This is a genomic window from Dysgonomonas sp. HGC4 (genome assembly GCF_001261715.1).
Taxonomy (GTDB): domain Bacteria; phylum Bacteroidota; class Bacteroidia; order Bacteroidales; family Dysgonomonadaceae; genus Dysgonomonas_A.
In genome coordinates this window covers 1-12332 of record NZ_CVRU01000162.1, presented here as the reverse complement: position 1 = coordinate 12332, position 12332 = coordinate 1, and the positions used below count along the sequence as shown (strand labels likewise).

At 44.0% G+C, this 12332-nt stretch carries 11 protein-coding genes; all 11 read right to left on the bottom strand.

The window, feature by feature from the left end:
• Positions 1-50: 50 nt before the first annotated feature.
• On the bottom strand, positions 51-470 hold the full coding sequence (locus HGC4_RS19300) for a bactofilin family protein (RefSeq protein WP_082204209.1): 420 nt from the start codon (positions 468-470) through the stop codon (positions 51-53).
• A complete protein-coding gene (locus HGC4_RS15840; protein ID WP_050711115.1) occupies positions 365-1498 on the bottom strand; it encodes a fimbrial protein in 1134 nt (377 codons plus the stop codon). Before HGC4_RS15840 ends, HGC4_RS19300 begins: the two co-directional genes overlap by 106 nt.
• Before the next feature lie 14 nt (positions 1499-1512).
• The gene (locus HGC4_RS15835; protein ID WP_050711114.1) at positions 1513-3273 is read right to left on the bottom strand and encodes a hypothetical protein; all 1761 of its coding nucleotides are present in this window, start codon (positions 3271-3273) and stop codon (positions 1513-1515) included.
• Positions 3270-4217: a FimB/Mfa2 family fimbrial subunit gene (locus tag HGC4_RS15830; protein ID WP_242047200.1), complete on the bottom strand. Its 948-nt coding sequence runs from the start codon at positions 4215-4217 to the stop codon at positions 3270-3272. Before HGC4_RS15830 ends, HGC4_RS15835 begins: the two co-directional genes overlap by 4 nt.
• Positions 4218-4239: 22 nt before the next feature.
• Entirely contained in the window at positions 4240-5748 is a 1509-nt protein-coding gene (locus tag HGC4_RS15825) for an Mfa1 family fimbria major subunit (protein WP_050711113.1), read from the bottom strand.
• 573 nt (positions 5749-6321) lie between these two features.
• A complete protein-coding gene (locus HGC4_RS15820; RefSeq protein ID WP_050711112.1) occupies positions 6322-7326 on the bottom strand; it encodes a DUF5106 domain-containing protein in 1005 nt (334 codons plus the stop codon).
• A gap of 232 nt (positions 7327-7558) precedes the next feature.
• Positions 7559-7945: a bactofilin family protein gene (locus HGC4_RS15815; protein ID WP_050711111.1), complete on the bottom strand. Its 387-nt coding sequence runs from the start codon at positions 7943-7945 to the stop codon at positions 7559-7561.
• Positions 7946-8390: 445 nt separating this feature from the next.
• Positions 8391-8537: a hypothetical protein gene (locus HGC4_RS18725; protein WP_157258345.1), complete on the bottom strand. Its 147-nt coding sequence runs from the start codon at positions 8535-8537 to the stop codon at positions 8391-8393.
• A gap of 143 nt (positions 8538-8680) precedes the next feature.
• On the bottom strand, positions 8681-9820 hold the full coding sequence (locus HGC4_RS15810; RefSeq protein WP_242047201.1) for a clostripain-related cysteine peptidase: 1140 nt from the start codon (positions 9818-9820) through the stop codon (positions 8681-8683).
• 163 nt (positions 9821-9983) lie between these two features.
• The gene (locus tag HGC4_RS15805; protein ID WP_050711110.1) at positions 9984-10412 is read right to left on the bottom strand and encodes a hypothetical protein; all 429 of its coding nucleotides are present in this window, start codon (positions 10410-10412) and stop codon (positions 9984-9986) included.
• Positions 10413-10823: 411 nt separating this feature from the next.
• Entirely contained in the window at positions 10824-11900 is a 1077-nt protein-coding gene (locus tag HGC4_RS15800; RefSeq protein WP_157258342.1) for an RNA-directed DNA polymerase, read from the bottom strand.
• Between the last annotated feature and the right edge of the window lie 432 nt (positions 11901-12332).

Here is a 12332-nt window from a genome sequence, read left to right as displayed (position 1 = left end):
ACTTCATATCGTTCATATTAACAGTGTGTGCCATTTTTTTTATTATTCCCTCAAAACTGGTCTTGCTCCTCTTTATCCTGATCGGCCATGCCTACTCCTTTACGAGTCATCTCGCACTTCCCTTCAAATCGGGCGCCAGCCTCGATCTCTAGCTCTGTGGTCTTCAGATTCCCGTTTAAAAACCCGTCTTTCCACAAGAAAGTATGTTCTGTGACATCGGCATTCCCGTCCAGATGGCCGTATATACTCAAGAAGGCAGCCTTGATATTTCCGTGCACCTCTCCCCCGCGGCTTATGACCACGGTCTTTTCACTGCAAATATCCCCGACGACGACTCCGTCTATACGCAGGTCATATGTGAGCTTTACCTGGCCGGTGATAACCGTACCGGTGGATAGTATGCTCGGGGCTTGCTCCTCTGACCGGTCGTCTGGACTCTGCCGTTTTTGTCTTTTTTCAAATAATTCCATCGTTTTATTCCGTTTTTTAGTTTTTCTTTCTGATAATCCTGATCCGGTACACGCTTGGATGATAAGTCTTTTTTATCTGGCAGATTTTCTCCATAGTCCGTTATTTTATAAGTTAAAATACGGTGACTTCCATCTATATTCCTGGTATGTAATTCCATCGCGCCCGAAAGACCGGCGGGAAGTATCTGGATTCGGATGTCATATAAGTAGCCCCGTACCGGCAGCGGGAAGTTCGAATTTGCAACGTATTCCCTGCTGATTCCTTTGATTGAAGTCAGTATTCTCAGGCACGGGGATTGTAAGGATTCATAGATATATATTATACTCTGATACATGCCTGGTGAAATAGAATCTAAGGTTATCTGCGGATAGGTAATCAGGTCTAAGGTACCGAACCTTAAGGGAGTTCCTGGAGCGTAAAGCGTAGAGGGTGCTGCATTCTCTACAATGAACGCATTGCTTGTATCGGTGACATTCTCCATGGTAACACGTAGTTTGGCACATGCCCGCGTTAATGTGATATTGGCCGGACTGGCGGCAGATGTACCGCCCAGGTTGACGTTTGCAGCCTGTCCGTACATGGGCAGACCAGAATTGAGTATTATCGCGGTAGTTAACGGTCCCTGTGGGGTTGCCAGCGCTTTTATATCACTGACGGTCGTTACCGCATTCAAAGAAGTTACATCACTGCAATTGGCCACTACATAGATATCTCTGAATGCAGCCGTTGCAGGATCCAGCGGTAGGTTTACCAGTGTGCAGTTGTCACCCGAGGGAGAGAATCCCGTATGGATAAAGCTATTCAACACTGTATTACTCCCGGGAGTTGCCAGGAAGACGCTCAAATCTTTTACTGCATATTCTGCGGGCAGGTCGTCCGGATCACCCGCCGCCTTCAGGCTTGGTACAGACATGAGCACAAGGGATACCTCCTGGGATGTTTCTGCAAACGGCTCTCCGTCATTGTGACAGGCGGATAGCAAAGAAAGTGCCAGGAATAATGTCATATATATATTGCCGATTTTCATAGTTCTTCGTTTTGTTATTCTACATTTCTGACACACCTCGATACGGTTGAAGAAAAGCTATAGCGTTCAAAGCGCTGGTACAGTACTTTATCATAGTTCGCAGGATCAGCATAATCCAGATAACCGCTATACCAATACTCTTTGACTTGGTGTACGACCTCCATCGGGTACCAATCTTCGATGCCTTGGAATGGCGGTGCCGGATATGGCCATCCGCCTGGAAACTGCTTCCGTGTAACTACAATATCACCCGGAGTGAAAAAAGCGTCGATAATCCCTAGTTTTTCGCTTCCGAAACTATCTCCTCCCTGCATATCGCTTAATAGGTATTTCGACATATCCATCCCAGTTAATCTTCCTAATAAGTCTTGTGCTTGTTGCCGTAAAGTCTTGGAATAAAATGGTATGCCTGAATTAATGCCAAGCCATGTATTAGATTGCCATATCTTATAGGTTTGATCGAACAGTGCAAGGAATGACATCATCTCACAAGAGTTGATTAACCGCCAGCCAGGGCCGTATTTTTTTTCACAATAATACGGAGGCTGCCCTTTGATGATATTAGGGCCCTGTACATTGGGATCCCACCAATTGACCTGGTCGCCAAAAGCACCCATCAGTCCCTGCTGAAATTGTTCATTGGTCGAATGGATCTCTATCTTCCCGCAGGAAGTAGGCACGATCACGCTTGAGTCGGTCGGTATCACCGGCGGAATGGCAAGACTTTGCCCATCCTGAAATATATATACGTAATCGTCTTTCTTCCAGGGTTCCACACAAGTTTTTAACGTAATGCTTCCATCAGGACTTATATAGGCGTTTATCCGGTAGTGATAATTACGTATGATACAGCTATCCGATAGGGAAGAAATAGTACGCCGCTGAGCGGTTAATCCGGTTTTTGCCTTGTCTGTAAGGATAGGAAACACTCGGTTATTGATATGCAGTCCGGTAAAGCTGGAATTTCCGCTTTTATTGAGAGACTCGGGGATATAGAAAGGTCCTACCGACCCGATCGAATCCCGTGTATAATCCAGCCCTGCCAGATCGCCGAAAAGAGAAGACACCGCCTGCCCACTATAATAACTGTTTGACGGAGGAACAGAGTAAGACGCTGCTACATTTTGTAATTGTACAGAGGAGACGATATCGGCAGCAGGCAAAATACTGCCCGGGTTTTTCTTATAGAAGACGATTTCTACCCTGGCTAATGAACGCACCAGTTCAACTTTGGGAGTCGGTAAAACCAGAGGCTCGGGGGAAGCTTCAGTACCTCCTTGCAACACTCTGATTGCTTTGTAAACTGCCGACATAAGCATCCGGCCTGCATTTGTGGAAGTATCCGGTTTAAATCCTGGATTATATAATAATCCATTGAAACGCGAATCACTTTGAAATTGTGACACATTGGTCACGGAAGTCAGCATGTCATGAAAACCAACATATGCCGACTCGTTGGCAAAGAAATAAAAATCGTAGGTTCCCGGCTTAAACTTTATCCCATGGCTTCGACTCCCGAAACCATGGGGGAAATCCAGGATATCATTGTAGACCGAGTTGCCATCCGGATCGAAAGCTATCATGCGTACTTCAGTTATCCGATCTTCACCGCCCGCGTCTTCATTGATGCTCCCCGAAGAGGCTTTTATCGACAGGAAGATATAAGCCTCTTCTTCCTCGGGGACAGGAGAATCATCTCGGCTACAACCTGTGATGATTTGGCTCCAGCCACAAAGCAAGATGTACAGAAGCATCTTTAATTCCATTGTTTTCATAATTCGGTCGTATAGCTGTGTACTAACCAGTTGTTAACCCATATCGCCGCAATCATATAGGTCCCGCAGCCGCACTGATCCCTGATACTGAAACGGATCGAGAAATCATGATCGCAGTCCAAGTTCACATCTGGATTCTTCAACAGTAGTGTCCCTAGCAAATCACCCCGATACAGTTCGCTGTTATCTGTCTTGTTCGATATGATCAACGAACTGTATTGGTCTGTAACCAGTTTTAGTACGGTAATCCTTGCTTCCAGGAGACCGTTAGTGAAGGCGGTCTGCGAACCGTATTCGATCAGATCGTCGGGAGCTATGCTGCCGTCAGTATTCATCGAGCCATTGGCCGATTTAATGACAATCTCATAATCGCCGGTTGGCGGAAGGCCTTCGACCTGTATAGTCAAACGGTTCGTTATCTCTTGGAGATTGATAAATGTGGATTCGAAGACAGACCCGTATTCAGTCGGGTCGGGTAAGAAGACCGCCGGACTTTTCCCGTAATAGATCCGTTTGCCCTCAAGAGAGGCGGCTAGGCCGTTAGAGCGTTTAAGCCTGAACAACAAGCCGCTTTTTTCATCCGAGAAGCTGCGTTCAAATGGATCCGTATCAAGACCAGCCCAAGCAATTACGTTGTACAGCCCGTTATCCGCCTTCAGCCTCTTAGTATAATGTTTTGTCAGAACGCTATCGTTGGTTATGCGGTATGATACCTGCTTATCGTGGCGGTCAAAGACATTTAATTCTAGGCTGGATAACCGGGGATATACCGTGTCGGTACGGCACGGGGTTTTGCTGTACAAGCGGATGTCTATCCCTTGCGGGCAGTCGTCCGTATGATCGTAAATACAACCATTCAAGTCTAAGAATATTAATGCAATTAACAGGAGGAAAATCAAATTTCCCCTGCCTAAGTACCCTTGCCTCACATTCATTTTACGCATACCTTTGCATATTATACGTATATTACAGGTCTATATCATAGGTGTGTACAGTCCATGGTAAAACCATGACATCCACAGACATGTAAGTATCGGTAGAACTCAATGGATCAGTAGGGTCAGTTGGGTTTTCCGGTTCGGGGCCGGTCGGCTTCGGATCTGGATTGCGCGGAGCGTCAGGCCCTGATGGGATTAGTGGGTTCCAGTTTACACCGATACTTTTAAAGGTATTGATATTGATATGGTAGATATTGTTACGGATGGTAGGGGAATTGACAGGTTTTTGGATATTATCCGGATTCAGCCAGATATAATACAATACTTTCCCATTCGGGTAGGTAGATACTGGCTGGTTTTGTACGCCTACTCCAGTGAGATAATTCTGGGCAGCTGTTACGCTGGAATAGATCTTGCCGTTGATCCCACCTATATAAAAGGTACCGTTAGTGAGAGCACCTCCATCCGCAATCTGAGCTGCGTCAGGTGTGAATTTGGCACGTACTAGCACATAGGCTGTATTTCCTTTCCGGTAACGACTAGATGATAAATCGACACCGTTTTGGTGTGTGTTTTCCAGAAAAAATTTTCCGGGCAGATACATATAAGATCCGGTAGTACCCGGTTTGGACGGAACCGCATCCGTTTGATTCAGTAGGTCGGAATAATCATAGTAAGTGGTAGCGGTGGTTCCATAGTCGGTTCCAGGACCTGGAAAATAATCATAGCCCCATGTCTTGGTACTGCTATCTGCATTGGCCTGCGCAAAAAGATACACCGAATTTGCTCCCTGAGCTACCGAATAGGTCACATCGCTTATTGTACCCAGGCTTGTACCGTTTATGTCAACGACTGTGCTCGGCGCCGAAGAAGTGACGATCACACGGGAAGGAACCCTTGCCACGTCCACATTAATTATATTTTTCCGGCTAGCAATTACTTCCGTTTCACTCACGCCGTCTTCTATATTGATGACACTGCTTTTACCGCTCAGTACAACAACATCGGCGTAAACTGTTACATTACCGATCTGTGCCGATCTGTTCGGGTCTATCCGTGCCAGGGAAGAAAGCGGTAAGGAGGAAGACAGGACATAACGGTAGTCATCCGCAGGCGCTGCAGTCAATGAAGGAAGTGGACAGTTAATAACAACAATCATCTTCTTACTACCAGGGGCAGTCTTGAATGGTTTTGTCAAATCAATATGGTCATATCCACTGGCATCCGCTTGAAATGTATAATCGCCTTTTTCATACTCTAGCCTCCTGGTTTCAAGCATGGTTGTACCGTCCGTCGAGGTCAGGTATATGTCTACTGTATTTATGGCTGTCACCCCGGTATATATCCCAGCTGCATTGTAATTATTATCATCGCCCGCTCTTAGATTCGCTTGCTTGGGTAATCGTAAAGTCAAGCTCATATAAGTCGTCATTTCCTTTGGCTCGTCAGGGGTATTTCCATTTTCATCCGTACTGCACGCTGTAAATCCAGTAAGTAAGACCAGCGCTGTTAAAAAACTCCATTGCTTTCGTTTCATAACTTTAAAGTTTAATTGTTATTATTATATACTTTAATTATCTTCTTTTTATGTTTCTTCTGTTGTTGCAAGGACTGTATAGCTGATTCGGTATTCACAGACACACAGAGTGGGGGAAACCTCCGCCAACAGGTTGTAGATGAGCGGAAGGTCTAGGATCAAACAAAACTCGCCGGAAAGACTCAAACTTGTCGTAGCATCGTACAGTAGGTTCGTCTAGAGGACGGCTGCCGGTACTACTAAGCGTTGATCAGCAAGTTTCCTGTGCCTGCACAGTACCCGCTATAACCTGGATACAAAGCAGTACACGAAGTACGGCAGCTAATAATCCCCTTTTTTACTGTTTCCTTTGTTCTACATAATATACGTTCAATTACATGAATCGTTTTGAGTGTCTATACTTCTGTGAACGTTGGTTCTTATAATGGCTAAATTTGAATAAATTCAATTTATGCTCTCATTGCTTAACGAAAACGTTCTTTGTTTACCTATGTATTTTCTTATTCTCTCCTTTTATGCACGGGTTCCTGTTATTTTTGTGGTACGGCGGTCACATAATTCCTCAGTGAATGTTTAGCGGAGTTGTTCAATATGTTCTAGTCGTGGCTGTTGTTCCCCGATCAGGTATTCCTCAATAGTCTGTGCCGGCGCGTCTTTCAGTAATACATGCTTAGAAGCATCCAGCAGGTATAAGGACGGTATGGCTTTCAGGTCGTACAACTTTTTTCCGAATACTACCTGCCCCTTATCATACCCGTTCAGCCACAATGGAGGCATCAGGTTGGCATGTTTTCTCCATAAGTCCAGATCGGAATCAGGATAGACGGCCAGCAAGTCCAGCCGACCAGACAACAGCCGACTATTTATTAGTCGGGAGGAAGCCAAGTAGGCGGTCGTCTCTTTACAGGCAGGACAATCGGGATTGTAGAAATAAAGGATGGTGTATTGATTATGCAGGTCGTACAGCCTTCCTTTTTTTCCAGTTGCCAGCGTATAGGTTATATCAGTAGCCAACTCTCCGACCCTGTTTTTCAACAACATCTCCAGCTCGAAGGCTGCGCGCTGCTTGTCTGCGGTGTCAGTGATGGTATCCTCTATTATATAGCGAATAACGGGTATATAAAATTCCTCATTGCGCAAAGGTGAATTTGCATCATACAGGTATTGTTTGTACAGATCCCTCAGGTATTGGTACATCCGACCTGTTCCTTCTTTGCCGGCTTGCCGGAGCGTGTTTTCAATGGAAGAATAGGCGTTCGGTTTATTGGCATGAGACAATATGTCCAGATAATCGGCGAAAGCCTGCTCTGTAATCTCCGGCAAATGCACATAAGCCGTATCACTGAAATCAAAGTTATCCCAGTAATGGACGGCCAAGTAATCAGCCCGATCTTTGGGCAAGGTTAACTCACTGGGAATAACAGGTAGGACGAATGTGTGCCGCTTGTCCTTGGCCAGAACGGCCTGTTGTTCCCCATGCTGCTTTTTACCGCCGCATGTTAGAAAACAGAAGATTATCAACCCCAGCGTTGAAACAGGATAAATGATATTAGTCAGTATCTTGATAAATTTAAACATGCTTATTTTATTTATAGGTTTCAATATATTCTAATTTATAGGTTTCAATATATCCCTAAAAGGCTCGTGCAGTGGATGACTCCTGATGCGCCGCATAAAAACATAAAGAAATGATCAGCATGATAACTATAGCGAGTAGTATCTCTATCAGGTAGTCTTTTCTTTTCTCGTGTTTTTTCATCTACCTTAGTGTTATGATGTTCTTTTTCCATTCCATTTTTTACCTGATCTATTATCCGGTGTCCTCCTCTTCCTTTCCTGAAGCTATCTTACTGCGACCATCGAAGTAGGCGCCAAGTTCTATTTCTAAAGAGAGGGATAACAGATCCCCTGTCAGGAAGCAACCTGTACATAGGCAGGCTCTCTCACTGGCGGTAATATCACCCTGCATACGGCCATACACATCGACCGTACCGGCTATTATATTGCCATTGACCGTACCGCTAGGACCAATGATCACGACTTTTTCACTGTAAATATTGCCCTCCACACGGCCATCTATGCGTAGATCTTCACTCAGATGCAGCTCACCGCTGAGAACAGCCCCTGACGATAATATACTCGGGCTGTTGGATTCAACAGCCTGTTTCTTGCTTTTTTTCTTTCCAAATAGTTCCATCGCTTGATTCTATTTTTGTGTTTCTTCATTCTGTCTGATATAACCAACACCTCCAAGCAAACTGCTCCGTAGTTCGCGTAATAACTCCAGATATCAACTGTTCTTGTTCAGAGGGGTCATGCTCTGCAGCAGCAAATTATGACCGCCGCCGATATCCGTTTCCATCACAATTTCATGCTCGCTGACATTGCTGACCAGCTTCAGCCTCATTTTACGCAAACCCTGCACACTAGGTAATCCCGATAGCGCTGATGCAGAAAGCAGTCTCTATAGAGCACAGACTCAGTATTACACAGTCCGAGCGCTCGAAGCAAATCAGCACACCACCCAAGTGGTACAGATAAACCATGTTCGTATTGGCCGTTTCACGCTCCAGTATTGCGTCCAGACTAGGCGAGACCGATACGGTGGCTGGTGTCCAGTTTCTTAAACTTAATGCATGCATTTAAAATACTATTCTGATTTTGTTATCCTCATGAGTCAATAATGGATTACACCCGAAAGCAAATTCCGCACCTTTATCCGTAGCTTCCATACAGACAAAATTATACACCAACGTTGTGGTCGATAGCCATGATTTCGAAAGTACCACAAGACAGCTTTTAGTGGATAAAACCGTCCTTTAGCGGCCGTGCCTACAGCAAAAAATAATACTAAGATCTTTATTACTGATACATCATATCTTGCTAGCTATTAAATATTTAATTATCTATGCTTTCGTTTGACTTTCTTCTGTTATTTTACACCTGTGACCCGAATCCAAGCCAGTTTTCTATACTCCTGATTCAGGAAAGGAAACCTATCCTGCGGGATATAGGTGGTCAAACCCGAATGCTGTCTTATGACGAATCCGTTGTAACCGAGCATAAAATCCGGGGTAGAAGCCTTCCATACGACCGTCTTGCCGACCAGACGATGTAACTCCTGTTGCTGTAGTTCATCAGTCATTAAACCTGCATAATAATCCTCAAAATCGAAGAACAATCTGTAGGTCTGATAGCGGTCGAAATGTTGTATGTCCATGATGTCTCGTATTGCCCCCGAAACGGCGTATTCCTTTATAAAGAATGCCAGCGGTTCTAGTTCCGACGTCTTTATCACAGAGAAAGTAGCCGACTGCATATAGCCGCTTTGTCCTTTGAAATAACTGAAAGCTATGTTAGCAAAAGTCTGTAGGCCTGTGCTTCCTTCAAACAGTAAACCCAGCGCTCTCGGATAGATATCCGTAAAGCCCGGGGATAGTATCTCTGCGCTTGATGCCAGGATGTATTTGGTTTTATCTTTCAATTCGTAAGCCACCTCAATACCAGCCATAAAGCAGGCCTCGAAGACAATATAATCGAATGTACCGTTGGGAATGGCATGGGCAAAATCAATGATATTCATCTCGGAATTGCCGTCCACGATAACCGACCTTGGCTTGAGCAGCGTACCTACGGGTAACCAGCCTGAAGCGTGGGAGAATACCAGTAATCCATAGCCGGAGGACGGATAGATGCGTCTAACTTCATCAATGACGGAAGCGAATACCTCACTGTCGGCCGAATTGACTTCTTCGTACCGATATATCAATCGGGTAGTGGGGATACCCGTGTCGCTCGGGGACACCTCGAGCAGTTGTGGTGGAGCATCGGCCGGATCGTGGAAAATGAGCAATTTGTTCTCCGGGCGGGCATCCCAGCCCTGCACGAGTGCCTGGAGCTTCTGATAGCTCTCCCCCGAGAGGTTGTTGTTGCCTCCCAAATAGACCAGCAACACGTGGCTGGTGGCTACAGGGTCGTCTTTCGAACAGGAACTAATAAATACAAGGCATAATGCCCATCCCAGGACTCTCAGGGTTTGGGTTAGCTTCATTAGTATCGTTGTAATTTTCATTTTATGTATATTGTATATATGCACTTTTTACTCTATTTATAAACGGCACGAATTTTGTCAGAGATCTGCCCACAATATCGGAGTGTAAAAGACAGTCGTGTTACTAGTTAATTCTCTCTATGATTTTGATCTAAAGCTCGTCCCGGCACTCCAAGTAAGAGTATTACGCTTGTCGGGTGATCACCCGGTAAAGGGTTTCCCGATAACCGGTATACGTTTTCCATGCCTGTGTACAAAACCTTGCCAGAATGTGGTCGCCATACCTGATTCCATCTGGCGGAACAACGTAATCCACCGCATAGGCGAGGCATCCTGTATCGGAATCGATATAAAACATGCCGCTGTCATGTAGCCTGTTGATGTCTGATAAACAGGCTTGCACCGTTTCGGCTTCACCTTCTTGAATATACATCGTGCAGATAAGGCGGTTCTCCAGAAGGTTATTACAGCATCCGAACAAGTTGTAAACGGTTCCGTATTTGTCTTCCCGGTATATGTAAACCATATCATTAGCAGAATCATACACTCCTTCGATATGATGTTCCTTCAATATCCGTATTATTATTTCAGCATATTTATCCATATTATTCATTATCGTATTTCTTTTAAATAAACCACGCGAATTATCACAACCAGCGTGGTTTGCACAAACTTTACAAAACTTACATTATGAGGACTTCACTTTCGCATCTCTTTTACTCAATTCAAATACCATTACAGGTTTTATCATCTGTAACAATGGATCCTGTATATCCTCCCGACAGACAGAATGATCCCACTAATTAACACAAACTTAAAAAAACTCTACAATCGTCCTTTGCTTAGAAGGAACACCTTCTTTCTTTTATTCTTCACAAAAAGACATATATTCTATCGTTTGATCTCTTTTTCTTCGATGGAGAGTGAAGCAGAGCGAAATAACCAGATTTTGTTTCATTATTTATTGTTATCCTATCATTCTTTTATCATCAAAGATTATTCTGCTAAGAACTTCTTTTTGAGCCTATATCTTTCCACATGGCCAATAAAATAACTGAATCTGTATATCATCATTTTTTTTGTATACGATTTTTTTCTTTAGTTTGAGGGAACGATAATACCGCATCATTCCCAGATAGGAATTAATGGAAGATCTCATCCTGAACAAAATGGCTTTGTGTACCTCCGCTTCCTCCGTATACCGCGACAAGAGTCTGTTCCAATGGTAAAGTACCTGAATAAATTTACGTTTAGCACGGTTGTGGATATACCTGCGATAAGGTTTGACCACTGCCCTCAGAAATGCTACCTCTTTGCGGTACGATTGTAGTTTAATTTTGTTGGAGTGCAATCTGATACGGAGTGTATAGAAGTATGCACATATGAGAGGGATAAATTCCAGCAGCGTTTTTTTGCTTCTATCAATCAGGTAGATGTCATCCATATAACGACCATAAAATTTTAGCTTTAATTGCTGTTTCACGAAATGATCAAAAGAGTTCGTATACACATTACTGAACAACCGAGAGGTTAGATTGCCTATAAGTAAGCCACATTTCGGATCAGAGTGAAACAAACTTTTACTCGCAGGCAATCTTTCCCTATTGATGATACTGCCTTTTCTCAGACATCCTTCTATAAGATTATGAAACACAATAACAAGCAAAAGATAATCAACCAAATCAAGTTCGGGAGGATCCTTGAAATAGTTCCCGTCTTTGGTTTTTACATCTGCATCTGCAAAGAGTTTGAGATTTTTGAGCAGAGTACCATATAGGGTAGGGCGATTTATACTCATAAAATATCCCTGTATTTCTAAGGTCAGAATATACACCTCTTGTGAATAGTTAGAAGTGCAGCTGCGAATATGCTTTTCCAAGCGTTTGATACCAAACAACGTTCTTTTTTTTCTTGCGGCACGAATAACAGTCTTCGATAAACAAACGCTTGTAAAAAGATGAAATATAAACGAGTTGTTCAAGCACGAAGCAAGTCTCAGGTTTTCTTCGAGGTTCATCTCAAAGTGGAGCTGGCTCATGTAGCTACGAGTCCCTTTACGGGTATCGTAATAAGTGGTGAACAGGTCTTCGAGTAAATTCATCTTCGTTTTGAATTATGAGGTTTTAAGTAAAGCTATTGTCTGTTCATTCGTCAGTTAGCTTTTTACTTTTCAACTTATGTCAATCTTAGTACTCGATACAGCGGATAGGATAACAGTTTCTACGGTCCGCTTGGCTGCCGGGGGGCACGGTGCTACTACTGTTGAAGTACATGGAATTTCCCCCTAAATTATCGTTCGACGACGACCAATAGAACCCGGACCCCACGCTTTGCACCGTACCCATGACTATATAGCGGTTCCCTGAAGCGGGCAAGAAGTAGCTATAATTATTAATACTATTTCTCCATCCTGAAGCTATACTGTTCGTACCCGCATCGTTGGCAGAGGTATTTGTACCACCCACCCAGGAACCACCATTACTTAATATGAAGACTAATTCATCTTTTGTTGGCAAACGCCAGTTTCCGGGAG